Source organism: Streptomyces sp. NPDC012510 (genome assembly GCF_042955065.1).
Classification (GTDB): domain Bacteria; phylum Actinomycetota; class Actinomycetes; order Streptomycetales; family Streptomycetaceae; genus Streptomyces.
Map to the genome: position 1 here is coordinate 56236 of NZ_JBIBEN010000016.1, position 22202 is coordinate 78437.

Here is a 22202-nt window from a genome sequence, read left to right on the forward strand (position 1 = left end):
GCGACGTGTTGGCGGACGGTACTCGGTATCGGACGCCTGGTGCGCCCCCAGCCGGCTCTGCAAGGCAGGGGGCGCACCCCTGCCTTTCAGGGGCGCGCGCGGGGAACTGCGCGACCGGCCCGCACCGGCACCCGCACCCGCACCCGCACCCGCACCCGCCGATCCGAGCCCCCGATCCCTTACGCGACCCGGCCCATGACTACGCCGTACCCGTCAAATGTTCCGGTCGTACGGGCGTCCGGTTCAGCTCCAGCCCCGTCGCGTTCCGGATCGCCGCGAGGACGGCCGGGGTCGACGACAGGGTCGGGGCCTCACCGACGCCACGCAGCCCGTACGGCGCATGGTCGTCGGCGAGTTCGAGCACGTCGACGGGGATGGTCGGCGTGTCGAGGATCGTGGGGATGAGGTAGTCCGTGAAGGAAGGGTTGCGGACCTTCGCGGTCTTCGGGTCGACGATGATCTCCTCCATGACCGCGATGCCGAGGCCCTGGGTCGTGCCGCCCTGGATCTGGCCGAGGACGGAGAGCGGGTTGAGGGCCTTGCCGACGTCCTGGGCGCAGGCCAGTTCGACGACCTTGACCATGCCCAGTTCGGTGTCGACCTCGACGACGGCCCGGTGCGCGGCGAAGGAGTACTGGACATGGCCGAAGCCCTGTCCGGTGCGCAGGTCGAAGGGCTCGGTGGGCCGGTGGCGCCACTCCGCCTGGACCTCGACGGCCTCGTCGCCGAGAACGTCGACCAGGTCGGCCAGGACCTCGCCGGCATCGGTGACGACCTTGCCGCCCTCCAGGACGAGTTCGGCGGTGGCCCAAGCGGGGTGGTAGGAGCCGAACTTGCGGCGGCCGATCTCCAGGACCTTCTCGCGGACGAGCTCGCAGGAGTTCTTCACGGCGCCGCCGGTGACGTACGTCTGGCGCGACGCGGACGTCGATCCGGCCGAACCCACCCGGGTGTCCGCCGGGTTGATGGTCACCTGGATGACGCCCAGCTCGGTGCGGGCGATCTGCGCGTGGACGGTGATGCCGCCCTGGCCGACCTCCGCCATCGCCGTGTGCACGGTCGCCACCGGTTCACCGCCGACGACCTCCATCCGCACCCGTGCCGTCGAGTAGTCGTCGAAGCCCTCGGAGAAGCCGACGTTCTTGATGCCGACCGCGTAGCCGATGCCCCTGACGACACCCTCGCCGTGCGTGGTGTTGGACAGGCCGCCCGGGAGCTGTCGTACGTCCGCCGCCTCGCCCGCCGTGAGCCACTGCTTCTCCGGCGGCAGGGGCATCGCCTTGACGCGGCGCAGGAGTTCGGCGACCGGGGCCGGGGAGTCGACGGCCTGGCCGGTGGGCAGGAGCGTGCCCTGCTCCATGGCGTTGCGCTGCCGGAACTCGACCGGGTCCATGCCGAGCTTCGCCGCCAGCTTGTCCATCTGCGCCTCGTAGGCGAAGCACGCCTGGACCGCGCCGAAGCCGCGCATCGCGCCGCAGGGCGGGTTGTTGGTGTACAGGGCGATGGCCTCGATCTCGACGTCGTCGACGACGTACGGGCCCACGCCGAGGGAGGCGGCGTTGCCGACGACGGCCGGGGAGGCGGAGGCGTAGGCGCCGCCGTCGAGGACGATCCGGGCCTTGAGGTGGGTGAGCCTGCCGTCCTTCGTGGCCCCGTGCTCGTAGTACAGCTTCGCGGGGTGGCGGTGGACGTGGCCGAAGAAGGACTCGAAGCGGTTGTAGACGATCTTGACCGGCTTGCCGGTGCGCAGGGCGAGCAGACAGGCGTGGATCTGCATCGACAGGTCCTCGCGGCCACCGAAGGCACCGCCCACACCGGCCAGTGTCATCCGGACCTTGTCCTCGGGCAGACCGAGGACGGGCGCGATCTGGCGCAGGTCGGAGTGGAGCCACTGGGTGGCGATGTAGAGGTCGACACCGCCGTCCTCGGCGGGCACGGCGAGACCGGACTCGGGACCGAGGAAGGCCTGGTCCTGCATGCCGAAGACGTACTCGCCCTCGACGATCACCTCGGCCCGTTCGCGGGCCGCCGCCACGTCTCCGCGGACGATCGGCTGCCGGTGGACGATGTTGGGGTGCGGGACATGGCCGATGTGGTGGTCGTCGCGGTTCTCGTGGACCAGGATCGCGTCCGGCGCGGTCGCGGAGGCCTCGTCGGTGACGACCGGCAGTTCCCGGTACTCCACCTTGATCTTTGCGGCGGCGCGGCGGGCGGTCTCCGGGTGGTCGGCGGCGACGATGGCGACGGGCTCACCGTGGTGGCGGACCTTGCCGTGGGCGAGGACCGGGGTGTCCTGGATCTCCAGGCCGTAGCTGCGCACCTCGGTCGGCAGGTCGTCGTACGTCATCACGGCGTACACACCGGGGGTGGCCAGGGCCTCGGCCGTGTCGATGGAGAGGATCTCGGCGTGGGCGACCGTGGAGCGCAGGATCTGGCCCCAGAGCATGTCCTCGTGCCACATGTCGGACGAGTACGCGAACTCGCCGGTGACCTTGAGGGTGCCGTCCGGGCGGAGCGTGGACTCGCCGATGCCGCCCTTGGTGCGGGAGCCCTGGGTGAGGTTGGTGGGCAGGCCGGTGGTTGCCATGGATCAGACCCCTTCGGACTGCCGGGCGGCCGCGAGGCGGACCGCGTCCATGATCTTCTCGTAGCCGGTGCAGCGGCACAGGTTGCCCGACAGCGCCTCGCGGATGTCCGCGTCGGACGGGTTCGGGTGGCGCTCCAGCATCTCGTCGGCGGCGACGAGCAGACCCGGGGTGCAGAAGCCGCACTGGACGGCTCCGGCGTCGATGAACGCCTGCTGGATCGGAGAGAGCGTCGCACGCGGGGTTACACCGGCGCCCTCGCCGGTCTGCGAGTCGGTACCCCGCGCGGCCCACCGCTTGGCCTCGTCGAGCGAGGTCCCGTCCGCGTCGCCCGTACCGCACGCACCCGTACCGCACGCGCCGGGGCCGCGACCGCCGTGCCGCGCCCGCTGCTCGGCGAAGTCCGCCAGCCCCTCGACGGTGACGACCTCGCGGCCCTCCACCTGTCCGGCAGCGACCAGACACGCGCACACCGGCACGCCGTCCAGACGGACGGTGCACGACCCGCACTCACCCTGCTCGCAGGCGTTCTTCGAGCCCGGCAGTCCGAGACGCTCGCGCAGCACGTACAGCAGGGACTCGCCCTCCCACACGTCGTCGGCTTCCTGCGGACGGCCGTTGACCGTGAAACTGACGCGCATTACGCGGCTCCCTCCGTGCGGGCGGCGGTGCCGCGGTAGGACTCCCAGGTCCACATCAGCGTCCGGCGGGCCATGACGCCGACGGCGTGACGGCGGTAGCTCGCGGTGCCGCGTACGTCGTCGATCGGGTTGCAGGCGCCGGCGCACAGGTCGGCGAACTGCTTGGCGACCGACGGGGTGATGATCCGGCCGTTGTCCCAGAAGCCGCCCTCGTCGAGCGCGGCGTTCAGGAACTCCTCGGCCGCCTCGGCCCGTACGGGGGTCGGCGCGGCCGAGCCGATGCCGGTGCGCACGGTCCGCGACGACGGGTGCAGCGCCAGCCCGAACGCGCACACGGCAATGACCATGGCGTTGCGTGTGCCCACCTTGGAGTACTGCTGCGGGCCGTCCGCCTTCTCGATGTGCACCGCGCGGATCAGCTCGTCCGGCGCGAGGGCGTTGCGCTTGACGCCGGTGTAGAAGTCGTCGATGGGGATGAGCCGGGAGCCCCGCACGGACTCCGCCTCGACCTGGGCGCCCGCCGCGAGCAGGGCCGGATGGGCGTCGCCGGCCGGGGAGGCGGTGCCGAGGTTGCCGCCGACTCCGCCGCGGTTGCGGATCTGCGGGGAGGCGACCGTGTGCGAGGCCAGGGCGAGGCCGGGCAGCTCGGTGCGGAGGTTCTCCATGATCCGGGTGTACGGGACGGACGCACCCAAGCGAACCGTTTCCTCGCCGACCTCCCACTCGGAGAGCTCGGCGATGCGGTTCAGGTCGAGCAGGTACTCGGGCCGACGGTGGTCGAAGTTGATCTCGACCATCACATCGGTGCCGCCGGCGATCGGCACAGCGGTGGGGTGCTCGGCCTTCGCGGCGAGCGCCTCCTCCCAACTGGCGGGGCGAAGGAAGTCCATTGACCGGCTCTCTTATTCGTCTTGAGTCGTTCTGATCGAGCCAGATCGAGTGCGGCGGGGCCCGGCTCGTTCAGGTGCTGTCCACGTGGATCCAGCTTCAGTACACAGCTCCCGATCCGCCCCGGTCAGTCACGGAAACCATGAAGGAGTTGCCTGGCCAAGGGGCGCATCTTGTAGATTCGTATGAATGGAGGCCATCGGCAACCTCCAGGTTTTCCTTTGGACACATCCGGAACACACCCGGGGCCCGGAAAGAGGATGCCGAGTCCCTGGCCACTGTTTTCGAGACAAGAACGGCGGCGACGAGAATGCGCCTGCGCGCACTGCTGGACACCGACGCGTTGGGTCTGCGGCTGCTCGGCGGCGAGGACGAGCTGGACCGCACCGTGCGCGGTGTGATGACCACCGACCTCAGGGATCCCAGCCGCTACCTCTCCGGCGGCGAGCTGGTGCTCACGGGCCTGGCCTGGCGCCGGGACGCCGGCGACTCCGAGCCCTTCGTACGGATCCTGGTCGCCGCCGGGGTCACCGCGCTGGCCGCCGGCGAGGCCGAGCTCGGCGACATCCCCGAGGACCTGCTCGTGGCCTGCGCCCGGCACCGACTGCCGCTGTTCGCGGTCAACGAGTCGGTCGCCTTCGCGACCATCACCGAGCACGTCGTACGGCAGGTCTCCGGTGAGCGCGCGGGGGACCTGGCGGCCGTGGTGGACCGCCACCGCCGGATGATGACGTCCGGCGCCGCGGGCGGCGGCCCGGACGTCGTCCTGGACCTGCTCGGCTCCGACCTGGACCTCAGAGCCTGGGTGCTCTCCCCCGCCGGCCGCCTGATCGCGGGCCCCGAGGTCGCCGGGCCCGCGCTCCCCGCCGAGCTGTGCGCACGGCTGGCCGCCGAACACCTGGCGGCGACGCGCACGGGGCGGCGCGGCCCCCACCGCGTGGCCGTCGGCACCACGACGTACTCGCTCTTCCCGATCAGCAGCACGGGTCGCGCCCCCGGGGAGACCCGTGACGCACGCGGGACGGCGCTCTCCGACTGGCTCCTCGCCGTCGAGGCCGATGCCGGGGACTGGCCCGCCGAGCGGCTCGACCTGCTGTACGGCGTCACCCAGCTCATCGCGGTCGAGCGGGACCGGCGCGACGCGGCCCGCACGGTACGGCGACGGCTCGCCCAGGAAGTTCTCGAGCTGGTGCAGGCGGGGGCCGCACCCGCCGAGATCGCGGCGCGGCTGCGGGTCGCCGCGCCGGTGCTGCTGCCCGGCCTCGGGTCGGCGCCGCACTGGCAGGTCGTCGTGGCCCGGGTCGAGTGGGACGGCGAGGCGACCCACGACGGACCGCTCACCCAGGCTCTGCTGGAGGAGATCCTGGTCGACCCCCTGGCGACGGGCCCCGAGCCCTCCGACCGGATCGCCGTCGCTCACACGGACGAGGAGGCCATCGCCCTCGTCCCCCTCGCGGCGGTCCCCTCGGAGCACGACGCCTCCGGCTCCGGCATTCACGCCGACACGCTTCTCGCGGCCGTACGGGGGCCGCTGACCGCCGGCCTCGACGGCGACGGACGGCTCACCCTCGGCGTCAGCGCGGCCGTGCACTCGGCGGAGGGTCTGCGCGGCGCCCTGGAGGAGGCCCGGCACGCCCGCCGGGTGGCGGCGGCCCGCTCCGGCCGGGTGTGCGCGGCCGGCCACCAGGAGCTGGCCTCCCACGTCCTGCTCCTGCCCTTCGTCCCCGACGACGTACGCCGCGCCTTCACGGCCCGGCTCCTCGACCCGCTGCGCGACTACGACCGCCGCCACCGCGCCGAGCTGATCCCGACCCTGGAGGCGTTCCTGGAGTGCGACGGCTCCTGGACGCGCTGCGCCGCGCGGCTCCACCTGCACGTCAACACGCTGCGGTACCGGGTGGGCCGCATCGAGCAGTTGACGGCCCGGGACCTCTCCCGTCTGGAGGACAAGCTCGACTTCTTCCTGGCCCTGCGCATGAGCTGAGGTCGTGGGTGGTGGGGAAGACAGCGCTGCCCGGACCTCAAGTCCTCGTCCCCGCCCGGCCGTGTGCGGCCGAGGGGCGTGCGGTCGGCCGTTCACGCCTTGTCGCGCTTCTCGACCACCGCACCCACCCACCGCGTCTCCGGACAGGCCGGTTCGCCTCTTCGGAGGGCTCCCGGGTCGGTCTGATCCCCTCTCGCAAGTGAAAACTTTCACACACCCTCTTGGCCGTGCCCCTGTGTTCGTGCTGAGATGCCGCCACCACTCAAAGCTCAAGGGCGTGCTCGGGGAGGGCAACGTGGCGCATACCGCCATGTCTGGTAACGGAACGACCGCCGGTGACGATCCACTCCAGACCGCGGTATGGCGGCTGCGCTCACGCGCCTGCTGGGTCGACGCCGCCACCCTCATCGAACCCGTCACCCCACAGGCCTCGCTGCAGCGCACCGCGCTGCTGGTGGAGCGCTGTCTCTACACCGAGCAGGGCTGGGAGGACGCCGAGGACGCGCTGCGCACGGCCGAGGCACAGGCCCGGACCGACGACGAGCGGGGCGCGGCGGCCTGTGAGCGCGGCCAACTGGCGTACGCGGCCACGCTCCTCGGCGTCCGCGACCGCTCCGACGAGGCGCGGGCCGCGCTCGGCCGGGCGGCGGCCCTGATCGCCCCCGGCGCACCCGGCCGGGCCCTGCTCGACTTTCGCCGGGGCGTCCTCGCCGAGAACCTCGCCCGCTCCCCGCAGGCCGCCCGCGCCGCCTACCGCCGCGCCCACGCGGGCGCCACCGCGCACGGCGACCTTCTCCTGCAGTCCTTCACCTGGCGCCACCTCGCGGGACTCGCCCTGCACGACGGCGAGTTGGCCGAGGCGCGGCACGGTTTCGCCGAGTCCCTGCGCATCCGCGAGGAGTTGGGCTACCTGGTCGGCACGGCCCCGGCGCTGGTCTCCCTGGCCGACACGGAGTCCGAACCGGAGGCCTCGCGACTGCGCGAGGAGGCGGGGCGGTTGTTCCGGCTTCTGGGCGGTGTACCGACGTGGTTGGCGCGGCAGTTGGCCCCACCGCCGGCGGCGACGGCGTGAGCGGCGGGGCGTGGGTGAGGGTGAGGGTGCGTGTTCGGCTGCGGGTGCGTGGGGGCTGGTCGCGCAGTTCCCCGCGCCCCTGAAAAGCCAAGGGCGCGCCCCGGGCCTTTCACCCCGCACCCCCGCCACCTTTCAGACCCGCAGCCCCCTCGCCCTGCAAACCCGCACCCCCGCCGCCCTTCAGGCCCGCAGCCCGTCGCCTTCCAGGCCCTCAGGGCCTGGTCTTTCAGGGGCGCGGGGAACTGTGCGAGAAGCCCCACCGCGCCCGCGGCCGCCGACGTCCCCTCAGCCCCCCGCCCCGAAATGCCTCTCCACCAGACAGCACGCGGCCTCCAGGTCCTGCGCCATCAACGCGTCCAACAACGCGATGTGCTCCGCCGCGTCCGCCATCAGTTCCACACGGCCGCCGCCCCCGGAGACACCCACATGGCCACCGCCCAACGGCAGTTGCGTACGCCGGTGGAGGTCGTCCGTGATCTGCAGCAACTGCTCGTTGCCGGACAGCCCCAGCACCCCCCGGTGGAAGGCCCGGTCCGCCTCCCCGTACGTCGCACGGCACCCGGAGGACGCCGCCCGAGCCGTCTCGTCGGCGAGGGGCCGCAGCTCACCCCAACGGTCGGCCGGCACCGTACGCGCGAGCCTCATGACCACCGGCACCTGGAGCAGCGCCCGCACCTCCGCCAGCTCGGCCAGCTCCCGGGCCCCTCGCCGTACGACACGGAAGCCCCGGTTGGGCACGACCTCGACCGCGCCCTCGATGGCCAGTTGCTGCATCGCCTCGCGTACGGGGGTGGCCGAGACCCCGAACCGCTCCCCCAGGGCCGGCGCCGAGTACACCTCCCCCGGCGTCAGCTCCCCGCCCGCGAGGGCCGCCCGCAGCGCGTCGAGGATCTGCCCTCGTACGGAGGATCGCTGAACCACCGGCCGCTGCTGGCTGCGGGGCAGCGGGATCGGCGTCTCGCTGTGCGTGTGCTCACCCCGGGCCGCGTCGGCGACGGGCCCTGCCTCGCCGCGCACCGGGTCCGCGCCGCCCTCCGCCACGAGGCCCCGCCCCCGGTCGACATCGGCGACGCCCGGCTGTGCGGGCACGCGGTAGTCCGCATCCGGTCGGGCTGCCTCCGGCGCACTCGCGGTCGCGGCCCGGCGCGTGCGAGGTCCGGCCTGCTCCACGTGTCCTCCTCCGAGCCGAGTCGTGTGTCGAGTAGTGCGGCCGGCTGGGTACATGGGTGCGCTTTGGTCACTACTGGGGTTGTTACCGGTCGTAAAGCACCATAGGCGCACATGCCCTCAGTTCAAACCTCGACCACCACGGGTAAGGTCAGCCTTACTTGGCAGCGATGGTGAAACGGCGGTCCCCGTATGCCCCTCTCAGCACCGGCTCCGACACTCGGTTCGCGCACGTCACCCATGACGGTCGCGTACGCCCGGCTGACCGAGGCACTGCCCGTGATGAGCGTGACAGAACTCTCTCCCACCGATCCACTGCCCGAAGGTGAGGGGTGGGTCTCCGCGGCCGGGCTCGCGGCGGCCGGCGCGGAGCTGGACGCGTTCCTCGCCTGGGACGCGGCCCAGATCGTGCGGGACCACGGCCGCGAGGGGCGCCCGGACGTGGTGGCGACCTTCGGGCTGCACCGGTACTCCTGGTACGCCTGTCTGCTTTTCACGGTCCCCTGGTTCCTGCGGCGGCGGGTGCCGCGCTTCCCCGTCGGGCAGGTGGCGTTCCAGCGGGAACAGAGCCGGCTGGCGGTCCGTGGCGAAACGTTCAGCTGCCTGCCGGACGATCCCGCGTCCGCCGAGCCGGGCGCCCGGGTGGTCCCGGACGAGGAGGCACTGCGGGCCGAGGTACGGGCCGCGTTCGCCGAGCACATAGAACCGGTCCTCGGTGGCTTCGGTCCGCGCATGCGGCGGCGCGGGCGGGCGCTGTGGGGCATGGCGACCGACGAGGTCGTCGAGGGGATCTGGTATGTCGCCGAACTCCTGGGCGCCGACGAGCAGGAGCGCTGCCGGCGCGAGCTGGAGCTGCTGCTGCCGGGTTCCACCCGGCCGTACGTGGGCGGGGCGGGCTTCCGCGAACTGACCGGGCCGGGCGGTGAGTCGCTGCCCACCCGGGACCGGGCGAGCTGCTGCATGTTCTACACGCTCGCCCCGGAGGACACCTGCGTCACCTGCCCGCGTACCTGCGAGGCCGAGCGGGTGGCCAAACTGACGGCCACCGTCACCGGTTGACGGGCTCTCGGAGCGCCCGGGGCCAGTGCCGGGGGCCCACGTCCGGGATCCGCGCCGAGCCACCCCCCGGCGATCGCCTACGGCATGTGCCGTAAGATCAACTCCGGGTGGGACCCTCATCGGGTTACAGGTGGTTCACAAATTCCTCACATGCCGCAGGAACTTTCCGTGGAACCACTCGAACAGGTAATCTCACTCGCACTCAACTCCCGTCCCTCGCGCGGTAGTTCGAGCAGAATGCCGTCATGCGTCACTCATTGCACTTCTTTGGCGGTCTCTTGCCCCGAAACCCCCTGAGGGCCGCGAGGATTGGGCCACTATGGCGGGCGTTACGCCCTATCCCAATGCAAGGGACCCCTGATGAGATTGACCGACATATCGCTGAACTGGCTGCTTCCGGGCGCCGTACTGCTCCTGGGCATGCTTGCGGCGGTTGCGGTGCTCGCGCGCGGCAAGCGCTCCGGGGAGCACGCCAAGACCGAGGATTCCTGGGAACGCAGCGAGGAGCGCCGTAGGCGCAAGGAGGCTCTCTACGGCACGGCCTCCTACATCCTTCTCTTCTGCTGTGCCGCGGTCGCCGCCGCGCTCTCCTTCCGCGGCCTGGTCGGCTTCGGTGAGCAGAACCTGGGCCTCACCGGCGGGTGGCAGTACCTGGTTCCGTTCGGCCTGGACGGTGCCGCCATGTTCTGCTCGGTGCTCGCGGTGCGCGAGGCCAGCCACGGTGACGCCGCCCTCGGCTCCCGCATACTCGTGTGGACGTTCGCCGGTGCGGCGGCCTGGTTCAACTGGGTGCACGCGCCCAGGGGTCTCGGCCACGACGGCGCCCCTCAGTTCTTCGCCGGCATGTCCCTGTCCGCCGCGGTGCTCTTCGACCGCGCGCTGAAGCAGACCCGCCGTGCCGCGCTGCGCGAGCAGGGTCTGGTGCCGCGTCCGCTGCCGCAGATCCGGGTGGTCCGCTGGCTGCGGGCCCCGCGCGAGACGTACAAGGCCTGGTCGCTGATGCTCCTCGAGGGCGTGCGCAGCCTGGACGAGGCCGTGGACGAGGTGCGCGAGGACAAGCGGATAAAGGAAGAGAACCGGACGCGCAAGCGCGAGCAGGAGCGTCTGGAGCGGGCCCACCTCAAGGCCATCAGCCGCGGCCACCGGGGTCTGCCCGGCCGTGGCGGCGGTGGCGGCGGCGGTGGCGGGCTCCAGGTGGACACCACCGTGGAACGTGTGCCCGCGGCCCAGGTGACCTCGGAGCCTGCCATATCGACGCCGGAACAGTTGCCCGTACGCACCCGGCCCTCCCTGCAGCCCGTCCGCAACGGTGCTGACAAGTCGATCACCGTCGACCTCACCGCGGAGGACGACACCATGGCCTTGCCACGGCTCGACTCCCTGGAGCGCAAGCTGAAGGACCTTGAGCAGCAGTTCGGCTGATCCCGGACCACACATCGGACAGGGGCGCGGCACATGCCGCGCCCCTGTCCGTTTGCGCGTGTCCGTTCGTCGTGTCGGTTCACGTGTCGTCCGTAGCGCGTGTCGGTTCGCGCGTCGTCCGTTTCCGTTCGGTATTGCTTCCCGGCAGGGCCGGTCCGAGTGGGCCGGTCGAGGTGCCGCTCAGCCGGCCGCGGAGGCGCCGCTCAGACCGCCGTCCAGGTCGAACCACACCGCCTTGCCCACTCCATGCGCCCGTACCCCCCAGGCGTCCGCGAGGGACTGCACGAGGAGGAGGCCGCGTCCATGGGTGGCGTCCTCGGCGTTCGGCTTCCGCGGGGTGGGTCTGCGGCCCACGAAGTCCCGTACCTCCACGTGGAGTCCACGCGGTGACACGGTGGCGGTCAGCACCGCGTCGTGGTCGGTGTGGACGAGCGCGTTGGTCACCAGCTCGCTCGTCAGCAGCTCCGCTATCTCCGCCATCTCCGCTCTGCCCGGCAGCCCCCATTGCCGCAGCAGGTCCCGCAGCGCCCTACGGGTTTCGGGCACCGCCCGCAGGTCCGCCCGCCCGAGTCTGCGCCTGAGCTGTCCGGCACCGGCCTTGTCCGTCGCTCCGCCTGCCGCTTCCTCCGCCGCCTCTGCCGAGAAGGCCCCTACCGCCATGGGACCGCCCCCTCGTGCCTGCCTCTTCATGACCCCCGCCCACGCGCCGATGACGTTCCCCTCCTGCTCGAACACGTACACGGAGATCCATGCCCCGTCCGGATCGCGGCACTCATGCCGGATCGCCAACGACCGTCCGTACGCTTTCAAACGCACAGAGTCAAGCCAGCTATCAGTACCTTGGGAGAGCGCTTCCCTCCCCGGAAAACCCCGCGCGGGCCGACGAATCCGGCGTCCCCCGAGTGCGGGCGGCCCCGACCGTGCCGCCGCGGTCGGTCCCATACGCCCATGCGGGGCCGCCGATCCGGCCGATGCCACCGGGACACGGCCGGCGTGGACGCCCGGCGTCCGCCGCCAGGAACCGACCACTCGGCTCGATGATGTTGATTGGCCGGAATTCTGCGCCGGCACAGGTCAACTTCCGGCCGAGCGCGGCTGGTTGACGCCTACCCTTATCGGCCGAACACGGCTGGTTCACGCCTGTCGTCACCGGCCGGGGATCGGACGGCGGGCACTGTTGGCCTGGTCTTCCTCGTCCGCCCTTTCATCGTTGTCGTCATTGCCTCAGTCCCCGCGGTCAGGCCTCCCACACGGCGGCGGCCGTACGGTCGTCGGCGTAGCCCTTGACCCGGACCTGGGCGTCGGCGAGGAAGGCGGCGAGTCCGGGCGGCTCGTCGGCTCCCCAGCGGGCCGCCAGGTGTTCGGCGAGCGGGGCCTCGCCGCGCAGGGGCTCGGCCAGGCCACCGGTGCACAGGAGCAGGACGTCGCCCTCGCGGGCCACGGAGGCCCGGAAGCGGAAGGGTTCGCGTGGTGGGGCGGGGGCGGGTTCGTACGGGCTCGGCGGTGTCGTGATGCCGAGGTCCATGGTGAGGCGGTCACCGTCGGGGGTCTCGTGCGGCAGCGAGCCGAAGCCCACCACCGGCGCGCCCGCCGTGTCCGAGACCCGGGGCTCTATGTCCTGCCACTCCCCGTCCCGCAGGCGGAACAGCCCTCCGGCACCGACCCCGAAGAACACGCGGGTACGGCACCGGGGATCGGCCGGGAGCAGCAGACAGCGCAGGTGCGCCGTGTACTCCTCCGGGTCGAGCCCCTGCTCGGCGGCGCCGGCGCGCAGTTTGCCGAGGCTGCGGTCGGTGAGCCGGTGCAGCCCGGACTTCAGGTCACCGCGCCGGGCCGCCCTGATGTCCTCCACCAGCCGCACATGGCTGAGCCCGACGGCCCGGCCGATCCACCGGCACGCCTCCGCGGCCGCGCGGTGCGCCCCCGGAGTGGCCCGCGCGCCCGTCGCCATGGCCACCAGGACCAGGGCCTGCTCACCCACCCCGAAACGGACGGTCAGAAGCGCGTCGCGGCGCGGCTCGCCCCGGTACCGCGCGGAGTCGCCGCGCAGCGACGCCGCGCGCAGCGTGCACGCCCCGTAGCGCGCGCCGTCCAGCACCGTGTCCGCGACCAGGTCCCCCAGGTCCTCCGGATCCGCCGACGGCAGCGCGGTCGGCTCCGCGTCGTAGGTGGGCGGCCCGGACCCCACGTACGCCACCTGTGCGGGGCGGTCGAGCCGGGTGGATGGCCTGGCGTCGGAGGGCTCGGCCTCCACCGGGTGGGCTGTCCGGCGGGGGTCGTGCCCGCGTTTTCTGAGGCCTCCGGCCCCCGACGACTCCGAGGAGGCCGCCTCCGGGGACCGGCGTGGCGCGGGCGGGACGGCGTCGGAAGGCTGGGGCGCGGGCGGGACGGCGTCGGAGGGCTGGGGCATGGGCGGGGCGGCGTCGGACGGTGGGGGTGCCGGCGAGCGTGTCCAGGGGCCCGCGGGCCTGGGTGGGCTCGACGGTCGCCTCGGGAGGGGGGGCGGTGGCTGCGAAGGGACCGGAGGGCCGCCGGGGGCGGGCAGCGCGGCTGCCGGGGGCCGCGAGGTCGTTCCTTCCCCGGTTGGTGACTGTGTGGGCGTACGGCGTCGGGGGGCGGCCGTGGGGTTGCCGGGTGGGGTGGGGCCGGACGGGAAGGTCACCGGGCCCGTGGGCTGGGCGGTCGGGGGCTCCCAGGGGGCGCGCTGCGGGGTGAGGCCGCTGCGGCGCAGGGCCTCGGCGGTGGCGTCGGGGCTGGAGTCGGGCGTGGGGTCGGGGGGCGTGGCGGGTTTCGGGGGGACGTCGGGTCGGCTGCCGCGTTCGTCCTGCCCGGGGTTTCCGTCGACATTCGCCCCGAGTCCGTCGGCCTCGCCCCACCTCTCGGGGGCGCCTGGCTGCCCTTGAGGAGGGACTCGGTCCGAGAGGGCACCCGACAGCCCCGGCGCGGGGCCCGAGGTGTCCGGGACCACGCGCGGTCCGCCCGGCTGGGCCGATCCGCTGCCCGGCGCACTCCCGGTGCCCGATCCACCCCGCGCGCCCGACGCACCCGGCACGGCACCCCACGCACCCGAGGTGCCCGGCATCGCGCTCCACGCGCCCGACGTGCTCGATGTGCCCGACGTGCCCGCCGGTGTCGGCGGTCGGGCGGGCGGTGTCGCCGGGCGGGCGGGCGGTGTCGCCGGGCGGGCGGGCGGTGTCGGCGGCTGCCCGAGCGTGCCCGCTGCCGAGGCGAAGCGGTCGTCGAGGGAATCGGCCGCGACCGAGGGGCCCGTGTCCCCGTTGTCGTCGTCGTACAACTGCCGCCACCAGTCGTCCTCTTGACCGGTCGGCCTCTCCCCCTGCTGGCTCATGCCCCTAATTGTCCACCTCAGGAGCCGTATGAAAACGGGGCATCCGGAAAATCGGCCCGCAGAGCCGTGGACCGCACGGCGTGTCGGACTAAGTGTCGAACTCCGGTGCGACGCGGGGGAACAGAGGGGATGGAGGGACGCTCGGGCCGGAAGGGCTCGGGTTCGGACGTTCCTCCGAGTGCGGCCGCCCGCATGGCCGAAGGACGGTGCCTGGCGGACGGTATCTGGCGACGGGGACCACCGGGCGATGCCGTGCGACCCCGCCCTGTCGGTGGGATGTGCGGTGCGGTGATGATGTGCCGAGGCGGAAGTGCGCCGGAAGGCGCGGCAAGGGAGGGCGTCGCCGCATGCTGGGAGCGATCGGTCTCAACGAGACGCACGAGTCGGCGTACCGGGCCCTGGTGTCCGTGGGCGCCGCCGACGTACCGGATCTGGCGCGCCGGCTCACGCTCAGGGAGCACGACACCGAGCGCGTGCTGCGTCGGCTGGAGCGGCACGGGCTGGCGGCCCAGTCCTCGGCCCGCCCGGGCCGCTGGGTGGCCGCGCCCCCCGGGGTCGCCCTGGGCGCGCTGCTCACCCAGCAGCGGCACGAGCTGGAGAAGGCCGAGCTGGCGGCGGCGATGCTCGCCGAGGAGTACCGGACGAACTCGGCGGAGCCCGCCGCGCACGACCTGGTCGAGGTGGTGATCGGCTCGGCCGCCATAGCGCAGCGCTTCCTGCAACTGCAGCTCGGCGCCACGGAGGAGGTCTGCGCCATGGTCACCGGCGCTCCGATCGCGGTGTCGGGGCCGGAGAACGATCCCGCGGAGGAGCAGGCCACCGGGCGCGGTGTCGGCTACCGCGTGGTGGTCGAGCGGGCCGTCCTGGACGAGGACAGCGGGCTCACGGAGCTCTCCGCCGCGCTGGACCGTGACGAGCGGGTACGGGTGCTGGACGAGGTGCCGACGAAACTGGTGATCGCCGACCGGGCGCTCGCGATGGTCCCGCTCACCACGCAAACCGCCGAACCCGCGGCGCTCGTCGTGCACGCGAGCGGGCTGCTGGAGCTGCTGTCGGGTCTGTTCGAGTCGGTGTGGCGGCAGGCCCTGCCGCTGCGGCTCGGCGCCGCCGGCCGTGTCACCGAGGACGTCCCGGACGACCCCGACGACGCCGACCTGGAGATCCTGTCCCTGCTGCTGGCCGGCATGACCGACGCCAGCGTCGCCAAACAGCTCGATCTGGGCCTGCGGACCGTACAGCGCCGGGTGAAGCGCCTGATGGAGCTGACGGGGGTGACCACCCGGTTACAGCTGGGCTGGCACGCGTACGAGCGTGGCTGGGTCACCCGGGACTGACCGGGGCACGGCGCGCACTGGCCGAAACCGGCGTACACGGGCCGGGCACCGGCGCGCATGGGCCGGGCACCGGCGCGCATGGGCCGGGCACCGGCGCGCATGGGCCGGGCACCGGCGCGCATGGGCCGGGCACGGGTCGGTGCCACCTGGGCGCTGCCCCAGGACCTGCACACCGGCACACCGGCACCACTGACCTGCGCCTTCACGCGCGGTCCTGCACCCTGGGCAGATGGGAGCGTGGGAACTCCTGCTGGTCGCAGTGGTGCTGCTGCTCGGCCTGATCGGAGTGCTGGTGCCCGGCGTGCCGGGGTCCTGGCTCGTGTGGGCCGGGGTCATGTGGTGGGCGCTGGAGGAGCCGCGGCCCATCGCCTGGTGGGTGCTCGTGGGCGCCACCGCCGTCCTGCTGCTCTCCCGCGCGGTCCGCTGGGTCCTGCCGCCCCGGCGGTTGCAGGAGAGCGGCGCCACCCCCCGAATGGGGGCGTACGCCGGTGTGGGCGCTCTCCTCGGTTTCGTCCTCGTCCCCGTCCTCGGCACGATCCCCGGCTTCGTCGGTGGCATCTACCTCTCCGAACGGCTCCGTCTCGGCTCTCACGGCGCGGCGAAGGCGGCGACGCGCACGGCGATGCGCGAGGGCGGGTCCAGCGTCCTCGCGGAGCTCTTCGCCTGTCTGCTGGTGACGGGAGCGTGGGTGGGTGTGGTGTTCGGGGGCTGAGGAGGACCCCCCTCGGGGCTGCCGGCCGGTCCCCGCTGACGGCCGGTCCCCGCTGCCGCGAGCCGATCCGGCCGGCTCTCAGCCGGTGACATCCACCAGGTAGACGGCGTCGGACAGGGCGCGCATGCCCGCGTCGTTGAGGTGGACATGGTCGCCGGGGTCGTAGGCGGGACGGATCCGGTGCGGGCGGAGGGGGCCGCGGACTGGCCCGGCCGAAGCCCGCCACCGCGTCGAAGATCCCGTCGGCCCGGATCGAGGCGTTCACCGCCTGTCGTACCCGCGGCGGAAGCGACACAGGCCCCTCATCACTTCCCTGGGCGCCGGCCCCGTGCACGCGCCCTCACACCGTTGGCGCACTCGGCCCTCGCGGGTTGACGCGGGCCGGGTACGGCCGGTCCCGGGCGGTGCTACAGCACGCCCTCCAGGTCGAGGAGCAGGCGTTTGCGGTGGAGGCCGCCGGCGTACCCCGTGAGGGTGCCGTCGGCGCCGATGACCCGGTGGCAGGGGCGGACGATGAGGAGGGGGTTGGCGCCGATGGCGCCGCCGACGGCCCGGACGGCGGCGCGGGGTGCGCCGATGCGGGCGGCGATGGCGCCGTACGTGGTGGTCGCGCCGTACGGGACGTCGTCGAGCGCGGCCCAGACCCGTCGACGGAAGTCGGTGCCTTCGCCGGCCAACTCCAGCGTGAATTCCTTGAGTTCACCGGCGAAGTACGCGGCGAGCTGCCCCTCGGCGGCCCGGAAGGGCGCGGGGTCGCGCAGCCAGTGCGGCAGGGGGACCCGGCCGCCCTTCTGCTCCGGCACGGAGAGGGAGGTCAGGGCACCGCACTCGTCCGCCGTGAGGAGAAGTGGTCCGGCAGGGCTGTCGACGGTGGTGTAGTACGTCCGCTGCTCGATGCTCACGACTGAACTCCCGATTCCCGCTGTTGTGTCGACGTCGGCGCGGCGCTGCCCGGCTCCGGCCCGCCTGCTGTCCTGAGGTGCTGGAGGGCGTAGGAACGCCAGGGCCGCCAGGTGTCCGGCACGGCCTCGTCCGGCGGTGCCGCGTCCGGGTCGCCGAGGGCGCGGGCGCGGATCGCGGCGACGGTACGGGCATCCAGGCCCGGCAGGGCCGACAGCGCCGCCGCGGCCTCGTTCCGGTCGACGCCCACGTCGAGGCGTACGGTGCCGTCGGCGAGGGCGGTGGCGAGGGCGCCGAGCGGTCCGTCCGCTCCGGCCAGCGCGTCCGGTTCGGGGAACAGGTGCGTCAGGGTTCCGTGCGGGGCGTCCAGCGTCTTCCCGTAGGTCCGCACCAGCCGTTCCGCGTTCTCGCGCCCCACGAGCGCCCGTACGGCGAACTCCTCCGGATCGGCCGCGCCGGGCGAGCGCAGCCCTGGTCTGGCGGCGACCAGCGGCGCGAGCCGCGCGTCGGCTCCCAGGCGCCCGTCCACGGCGTAGGGATCCGCGTCGAGGTCGAAGAGCCGACGCAGCCGCTGCACGGCCGTGGTGAGATCCCGGGGATCGGTCAGACGCAGCCGGGCGTCCAGCCAGCCACCGGGGTTCGAGGCAGCGCGCCGGTCCGGTTGCTGGGCGGCGCCCGGCCGGCCGTCGGGCCGTCCGTCGGCGACGGCCCCGGAGCGCCCCCGGCGCCCGCCCGGCCGTTCGTCGATCTCGGCGACTCCCGTGCCGTAGGGCAGCCGGAGGGTGCGCCGGTAGGTGCGGTGGCCGCGTTCTCCGGTGATGTCCTCGATGCCGGGGACGGCCTCGGCGGCGAGGACGTCGAAGACGGCGGTCGACTGGTACGGCCCCGGTGGGCGAGCCGCAGGGGGACACCGGCGGTCGGTGCTCCGGCGGACCGCTGGGGCGCCCTCGCGCGCAGTCCGCTCGGCGTCAGGGCGTAGACCGCTTTGATCGTGTCGTTGAACTGGCGCACGCTGGCGAAGCCGGCCGCGAAGGCGATCTCGGTGACCGGCAGTGCGGTGGTCTGGAGGAGGACGCGTGCGGTGTGGGCCCGCTGGGCGCGGGCCAGCGCGACGGGCCCGGCGCCGACCTCGGCGGTGAGCTGCCGCTGGACCTGGCGCGCGCTGTATCCCAGCCGCAGCGCCAGCCCGGCGACACCCTCCCGGTCGACGACGCCGTCCCCGATGAGCCGCATGGCCCGGCCCACGGCGTCCGCGCGCACGTTCCACGCGGCCGACCCCGGCACCGCGTCCGGCCGGCACCGTCGACAGGCCCGGAACCCCGCGCCCTGGGCGCCGGCCGCCGTCGCGTAGAAGCGGACGTTCTCCCGTTTCGGCGTCACCGCCGGGCAGCTCGGCCGGCAGTAGATCCCGGTCGTCTCGACAGCGAAGAAGAACTCCCCGTCGAACCGCCCGTCCCTGCTGCGCACGGCCTCGTACCTGGTGTCCTCGTCCTTCATGCCTTCCAGTGTCGACGACCGCGACCATCCGGTCCGGCGGAATTCGGACACGGCGGTGCTTCCCTCCGAGGGGACGCGGGTGAGCGGGGCCCGTTGCGGCGAGCCCCGCTCATCCGCGGCGGGAAGTCAGCGCCAACCACCCCTCTTCGCCTCCATGGCGGCGCGGCCCTCCGCGTGCTTGCGCTTCCAGTCCTTCCGGATCTCGGCGCGAAGCCTGGCGTCGCTCTTGGCCACGATCCGCTGGTTCTCGCGGAGCAGCTTGCGGTAGCTGTCGAGCCGTCGCTCCGGCAGTTCGCCCGACTCGACCGCGCCGAGGACGGCGCAGCCCGGCTCGGCGATGTGCGCGCAGTCGTGGAAGCGGCAGTCGGCGGCGAACTCCTCGATCTCCGCGAAGACCTGCCCGACCCCGCTCTCGGCGTCCCACAGGCCGACACCGCGAAGCCCCGGGGTGTCGATCAGGACCCCGCCGCCGGGCAGGGCGAGGAGGTTGCGGGTGGTCGTGGTGTGCCGTCCCTTGCCGTCCACGTCACGGATGGCCTGGACATCCATGACGTCCTCGCCGAGCAACGCGTTGGCGAGGGTCGATTTGCCCGCACCGGACTGCCCGAGCAGGACCGACGTGCCGCCGGAGAGGACCGCGGCGAGGACGTCGAGTCCCTCGCCGAGGGCGGAGCTGACCGTGAGCACGGCCACACCGGGCGCGACGGTCTCCACGTCCCGCACCAGATGCGCGAGCGTGGCCGGGTCCGGCACGAGGTCGGCCTTGGTGAGCACGACCACCGGCTGGGCCCCTGATTCCCAGGGGTTCGCCGCGTTGTGCAGCAGAGCCTCACCGTTCGAACTGGACATCGCGAGCGCCAGGAACCGCTCGATGCGCGCGAGGTCGAGTTCGACCGCGAGCGACACACAGATGACGATGTGCTCGATGTTGGTGGCCAGCACCTGGCCCTCAGAACGCTTGGACGAGGTCGAGCGCACAAAGGCGGTACGGCGCGGGAGGAGCGTCCGCACGTACCGCGGATCACTTCCCTCAGGGTCGACGGCGACCCAGTCCCCCGTGCACACCACCTTCATCGGGTCACGGGGAACGACGAACTCGGTGTCGGCTCGGACGGTGCCGGCCGGGGTGACGACGTCGCACTGGCCTCGGTCGACACGTACGACACGGCCGGGCAGAAGACCCTGCTCGGCAAAGGGAGCGAACTCGGCTTCCCAGCCCTCGTCCCAGCCGTAGACGGCGAGAGGGTGCGACGAAACCGAAGAAGAAGAGAAAGACAAGGGGTGACCCTTCACAGGGGTGGCCCCGGCACCGCGCCCATTGGCGCGGGAGAAGAGTGAGGTCAGCCGGAGACCACGGAGGTGGACTGAATGAACATCCGGATGCGGGCAGCGCCCATCTCAACGACAGCCATCGGTCACACCTCCCAAACCAAGCCAGGTCACCCGAGCCAACCTCGGGTCACCGCTCGAGCAGCACTGACCTTAGAGACAGTCAGGCCGCGCCGCCACCGAATTTCGGCAACCCTTGTCCACGGGTCATCCCATGCCGTAGAGCGTCTCCAGGTCGACCAGTTGGATAGGTGATCGCCGCCGCCCGCCCTGACCACCGACTGGGTTGCCGACGACGAGAGCTGACCGCAAGCCACGAGTCTCACCTGTGGGCATTTCGGGGAGTAATTGAGCGTTTTCGAACCACACGTCGAGACGTGGTGCAGGACGACGACGGCCTTCAGATGCCGGTGATCCGATTCGTGCGGCAGCGGAGCTTTCGCAGCAGGCACCAGCCCTTCAGGACAGCCCTGGCCTGCTCGCCGACGCACTCAGTCCGCCTGTCGGCAGGCCTTCCCCCTACGCACTCAGTCCGCCTGTCGGCAGGCCTTGCCGTTGAGTGTGAAGTCTCGCGGTGCGGGGTTCTCGTCGTCCCGGGTGCCGAGGAAGCCGACGCCGAAGGTGCCGCCCTTGGTGACGGTCTTGTTGTAGTCGGCGGCACTCGCGGTGACCTCGGAGCCGTTCTGGTCGAAGGTGCCGTCCCACATCTGGGTGACGCGCTGGTCGTCCTCGTAGGTCCAGCCGAGGTGCCAGCCGTCGAGGGCCTTGGTGGAGGTGACGGTGACGGCGGCCTGGAAACCGCCGGGCCACTCGTTGACCACCTGGTAGCGGACGTGGCAGGTGGCGGCGGACGACTTGCCCGGGTCGACGGGCTCGTGGGGGACGCGGGCAGGCTTGGAGGAGTCGCCCTGGGGCTTCTCGTTGCTGTTGCCGTTGCTGTTGCCGTTGCTGTTGCCGTTGCTGTTGCTGTTGCGGCTGTCGCCGTCGTCTTCGGAGCCGGGCTCCTGGGGGCGGGACGTACTCTGCAGTTCGGACGACGATCCGCCGGGCGGGGGCTCGGTCGCCGGGAACCGCGGGTCCTGCCGCACCACCGACGACTCGCCGGCCGACGTGCCGCCGGCGACGGTGTCATCGTCGCCGAAGGGCATGAGGGAGACGGCGAGCGCCAGCACGGAGACGAGCCCGGCCCCGACTAGCACCCCGTTGCGGCCGAGCCGGGGCTTCGGCTCCTTGCCCGGGGAGAAGCCGAGGTCGGTGCCGGTGGAGTCGGCGCGCCCCGGGAGCAGTCCCGCTTCGGCGGCGCGGCGGCGGCGCTCCAGATAGGCGAGGCCGCCCCAGCCGATCACGCCACCGGCGAGCGCGGCGGGCAGCCCGCCGCCGTGCAGGCCGAGGCAGGCTGCGGCCTCGGCGCACTCCACGCAGGTGGCGAGGTGCCGGGAGAGGTCGTCGGGGGTGTCGGTGCCGGGCGAGCGGGTGACGGCGTCCAGCAGCCGGGCGTAGCTGCGGCAGTCGGCGTGCAGGGGCACGTCGAGCTGGTTGCGGTGGCAGCGGTCCCTGAACAGGGACCGCACCTGGTCGAGTTCGGTGCGGGCCACGGCCGGGTCGAGGCCGAGGCGGCGGGCCACCGAGGTCAGTGGCAGCGACTCGACCTCGACCAGCCAGAGCAGGGCCGCGTCGGGTTCCTGCATGTCCCGCAGGGCACGCAGGGCGAGGGGGCGGTGCAGCGGCGGGCCTGTGTAGCGGGCGGCCTTGTCCGAGTTGAGCCAGAGGCGCAGGTCAGGGTCGAGCCGGTGGCCCTGTCCGCCCGTCTCCCAGGCCGCGGCGCTGGTTCTGACCCAGGTCAGGAGGAACGGTATTCGGGGCAGCCGCCCGGCACGCCGTCCGGCACCGCGTTCGGCCCCCGCGTCGAACTCCAGGGCGTGTGCCTCGTGCATGCCGTGGGTGAAGGCCTCGGTGGCCAGTTGGGTCGCCGCGGTCGAACCGGAGGTGCACAGGTCGGCGTACGACAGGACCGCGTCCCAGCACTCAGAGAACAGCGCGGCCTCGGCGGCGTCCTGGGGCTTCGGCAGGTCGGGCATGGGTCTCCTGCATCCACAGAGCGAGGGGGGAAGTCCGCAAAAATGGTCAACTACCCTGTAAATCAAGGGGAGTTGAGGGGGCCACCTTGCGGCTGCCCCAGAGCTTTTCACGGTACCCACACAACTGACAAGCTGCGTCTTCAAATGCGGTTACCAGCAGTCGCACTGTTCAGTTGTACGTACGC

The 22202-nt window shown here is 72.7% G+C and carries 16 protein-coding genes and 1 pseudogene; 7 read left to right on the forward strand and 10 right to left on the reverse strand.

The genetic code is table 11. The features are described from left to right. Positions 1–199: 199 nt before the first annotated feature. Genes ACFY9I_RS27575 through ACFY9I_RS27585 form a run of 3 tightly spaced genes read right to left on the reverse strand, consistent with a single transcriptional unit; the run spans position 200 to position 4116 of the window. Complete coding sequence (locus ACFY9I_RS27575) at positions 200–2587, reverse strand: molybdopterin cofactor-binding domain-containing protein (protein WP_391006253.1); 2388 nt, start codon at positions 2585–2587, stop codon at positions 200–202. Positions 2588–2590: 3 nt separating this feature from the next. Beyond that, positions 2591–3226, reverse strand: coding sequence for a 2Fe-2S iron-sulfur cluster-binding protein (locus ACFY9I_RS27580; protein WP_391006256.1), 636 nt, complete (start codon positions 3224–3226; stop codon positions 2591–2593). Next, positions 3226–4116: an FAD binding domain-containing protein gene (locus tag ACFY9I_RS27585; protein WP_391006259.1), complete on the reverse strand. Its 891-nt coding sequence runs from the start codon at positions 4114–4116 to the stop codon at positions 3226–3228. Before ACFY9I_RS27585 ends, ACFY9I_RS27580 begins: the two co-directional genes overlap by 1 nt. A gap of 308 nt (positions 4117–4424) precedes the next feature. On the opposite strand from ACFY9I_RS27585, the gene ACFY9I_RS27590 reads away from it, so the two are divergent. Together ACFY9I_RS27590 and ACFY9I_RS27595 are read left to right on the forward strand one after the other, a co-directional pair. Next, complete coding sequence (locus tag ACFY9I_RS27590) at positions 4425–6098, forward strand: PucR family transcriptional regulator ligand-binding domain-containing protein (protein ID WP_391006262.1); 1674 nt, start codon at positions 4425–4427, stop codon at positions 6096–6098. A 295-nt stretch (positions 6099–6393) separates the two neighbouring features. Then, entirely contained in the window at positions 6394–7170 is a 777-nt protein-coding gene (locus tag ACFY9I_RS27595) for a hypothetical protein (RefSeq protein WP_391006265.1), read from the forward strand. Between the two features lie 285 nt (positions 7171–7455). Here the strand turns inward: ACFY9I_RS27595 and ACFY9I_RS27600 are convergent, their stop codons facing one another. Then, positions 7456–8340 (reverse strand): FCD domain-containing protein, encoded by an 885-nt coding sequence (locus ACFY9I_RS27600; RefSeq protein ID WP_391006268.1) that lies wholly within the window; start codon positions 8338–8340, stop codon positions 7456–7458. A gap of 189 nt (positions 8341–8529) precedes the next feature. On the opposite strand from ACFY9I_RS27600, the gene ACFY9I_RS27605 reads away from it, so the two are divergent. Both ACFY9I_RS27605 and ACFY9I_RS27610 read left to right on the forward strand, forming a co-directional pair. Then, positions 8530–9396: a (2Fe-2S)-binding protein gene (locus tag ACFY9I_RS27605; RefSeq protein WP_391006271.1), complete on the forward strand. Its 867-nt coding sequence runs from the start codon at positions 8530–8532 to the stop codon at positions 9394–9396. Positions 9397–9756: 360 nt separating this feature from the next. Next, positions 9757–10818 (forward strand): DUF2637 domain-containing protein, encoded by a 1062-nt coding sequence (locus ACFY9I_RS27610; protein ID WP_391006273.1) that lies wholly within the window; start codon positions 9757–9759, stop codon positions 10816–10818. Between the two features lie 180 nt (positions 10819–10998). Here the strand turns inward: ACFY9I_RS27610 and ACFY9I_RS27615 are convergent, their stop codons facing one another. Together ACFY9I_RS27615 and ACFY9I_RS27620 are read right to left on the reverse strand one after the other, a co-directional pair. Next, positions 10999–11478: an ATP-binding protein gene (locus ACFY9I_RS27615; RefSeq protein WP_391006640.1), complete on the reverse strand. Its 480-nt coding sequence runs from the start codon at positions 11476–11478 to the stop codon at positions 10999–11001. A gap of 577 nt (positions 11479–12055) precedes the next feature. After that, complete coding sequence (locus ACFY9I_RS27620; protein WP_391006643.1) at positions 12056–13480, reverse strand: protein phosphatase 2C domain-containing protein; 1425 nt, start codon at positions 13478–13480, stop codon at positions 12056–12058. Positions 13481–13772: 292 nt separating this feature from the next. Between ACFY9I_RS27620 and ACFY9I_RS27625 the strand changes: the two genes are divergently transcribed. The 3 genes from ACFY9I_RS27625 to ACFY9I_RS27635 all read left to right on the forward strand — a co-directional run bounded on the left by ACFY9I_RS27625 (position 13773) and on the right by ACFY9I_RS27635 (position 16213). Continuing rightward, the gene (locus ACFY9I_RS27625; RefSeq protein WP_391006276.1) at positions 13773–14138 is read left to right on the forward strand and encodes a hypothetical protein; all 366 of its coding nucleotides are present in this window, start codon (positions 13773–13775) and stop codon (positions 14136–14138) included. A gap of 376 nt (positions 14139–14514) precedes the next feature. Further along, positions 14515–15501: a helix-turn-helix domain-containing protein gene (locus tag ACFY9I_RS27630; RefSeq protein WP_391006278.1), complete on the forward strand. Its 987-nt coding sequence runs from the start codon at positions 14515–14517 to the stop codon at positions 15499–15501. Between the two features lie 229 nt (positions 15502–15730). Further along, positions 15731–16213, forward strand: coding sequence for a DUF456 family protein (locus ACFY9I_RS27635; protein ID WP_391006281.1), 483 nt, complete (start codon positions 15731–15733; stop codon positions 16211–16213). 407 nt (positions 16214–16620) lie between these two features. On the opposite strand, the gene ACFY9I_RS27640 is transcribed toward ACFY9I_RS27635, so the two are convergent. The 4 genes and pseudogenes from ACFY9I_RS27640 to ACFY9I_RS27655 form a co-directional block, all read right to left on the reverse strand. Further along, a complete protein-coding gene (locus tag ACFY9I_RS27640; RefSeq protein WP_391006283.1) occupies positions 16621–17115 on the reverse strand; it encodes a methylated-DNA--[protein]-cysteine S-methyltransferase in 495 nt (164 codons plus the stop codon). Further along, a pseudogene (locus ACFY9I_RS27645) lies at positions 17112–18610 on the reverse strand (DNA-3-methyladenine glycosylase 2 family protein). The gene ACFY9I_RS27640 and the pseudogene ACFY9I_RS27645 overlap by 4 nt, the downstream one beginning before the upstream one ends. A gap of 126 nt (positions 18611–18736) precedes the next feature. Further along, a complete protein-coding gene (rsgA, locus tag ACFY9I_RS27650) occupies positions 18737–19888 on the reverse strand; it encodes a ribosome small subunit-dependent GTPase A (RefSeq protein ID WP_391006286.1) in 1152 nt (383 codons plus the stop codon). A gap of 578 nt (positions 19889–20466) precedes the next feature. Then, positions 20467–22017: a cellulose binding domain-containing protein gene (locus tag ACFY9I_RS27655; protein ID WP_391006289.1), complete on the reverse strand. Its 1551-nt coding sequence runs from the start codon at positions 22015–22017 to the stop codon at positions 20467–20469. Between the last annotated feature and the right edge of the window lie 185 nt (positions 22018–22202).

Bases quoted from the DNA above. Each gene is read 5' to 3' on its own strand.
- ACFY9I_RS27575 (WP_391006253.1), bottom strand. From the start codon at position 2,587: ATGGCAACCACCGGCCTGCCCACCAACCTCACCCAGGGCTCCCGCACC.
- ACFY9I_RS27580 (WP_391006256.1), bottom strand. From the start codon at position 3,226: ATGCGCGTCAGTTTCACGGTCAACGGCCGTCCGCAGGAAGCCGACGAC.
- ACFY9I_RS27585 (WP_391006259.1), bottom strand. From the start codon at position 4,116: ATGGACTTCCTTCGCCCCGCCAGTTGGGAGGAGGCGCTCGCCGCGAAG.
- ACFY9I_RS27590 (WP_391006262.1), top strand. From the start codon at position 4,425: ATGCGCCTGCGCGCACTGCTGGACACCGACGCGTTGGGTCTGCGGCTG.
- ACFY9I_RS27605 (WP_391006271.1), top strand. From the start codon at position 8,530: ATGCCCCTCTCAGCACCGGCTCCGACACTCGGTTCGCGCACGTCACCC.
- ACFY9I_RS27610 (WP_391006273.1), top strand. From the start codon at position 9,757: ATGAGATTGACCGACATATCGCTGAACTGGCTGCTTCCGGGCGCCGTA.
- ACFY9I_RS27615 (WP_391006640.1), bottom strand. From the start codon at position 11,478: ATGGCGGTAGGGGCCTTCTCGGCAGAGGCGGCGGAGGAAGCGGCAGGC.
- ACFY9I_RS27630 (WP_391006278.1), top strand. From the start codon at position 14,515: ATGCTGGGAGCGATCGGTCTCAACGAGACGCACGAGTCGGCGTACCGG.
- ACFY9I_RS27635 (WP_391006281.1), top strand. From the start codon at position 15,731: ATGGGAGCGTGGGAACTCCTGCTGGTCGCAGTGGTGCTGCTGCTCGGC.
- ACFY9I_RS27655 (WP_391006289.1), bottom strand. From the start codon at position 22,017: ATGCCCGACCTGCCGAAGCCCCAGGACGCCGCCGAGGCCGCGCTGTTC.